The organism is Bradyrhizobium pachyrhizi, from assembly GCF_001189245.1.
Lineage (GTDB): Bacteria > Pseudomonadota > Alphaproteobacteria > Rhizobiales > Xanthobacteraceae > Bradyrhizobium > Bradyrhizobium pachyrhizi.
Genome location: NZ_LFIQ01000083.1, coordinates 128,223 through 128,457 on the forward strand (window position 1 = coordinate 128,223; position 235 = coordinate 128,457).

Sequence of the window (235 nt, forward strand, 5' to 3'; positions counted from 1 at the left end):
GCTGATGCGGATAGTCGTCGATCCGCCGCTCGGGCGAGGCGATGCCGACCCGGCGGAGCATCTCCAGCGTTTTGGCGCGTGCCTCCTCATGGGAAACGTCGGTATGGACGCGCAACGTCTCGGCGATCTGGTGGCCGACGGTGAAGACCGGGTCGAGCGCGCTCATCGGCTCCTGGAAGATCATCGCGACCCGCTTGCCCCGGATCGCGCGCATCTGCCGCGCGCTACAGGAGGC

Annotated in this window: 1 pseudogene; it reads right to left on the reverse strand. The window is 68.1% G+C overall.

Annotation, left to right across the window (positions count from 1 at the left end):
- A pseudogene (gene dppD, locus AKL29_RS45070) lies at positions 1-214 on the reverse strand (dipeptide ABC transporter ATP-binding protein DppD); the annotation flags it as partial.
- Positions 215-235 lie beyond the last annotated feature (21 nt).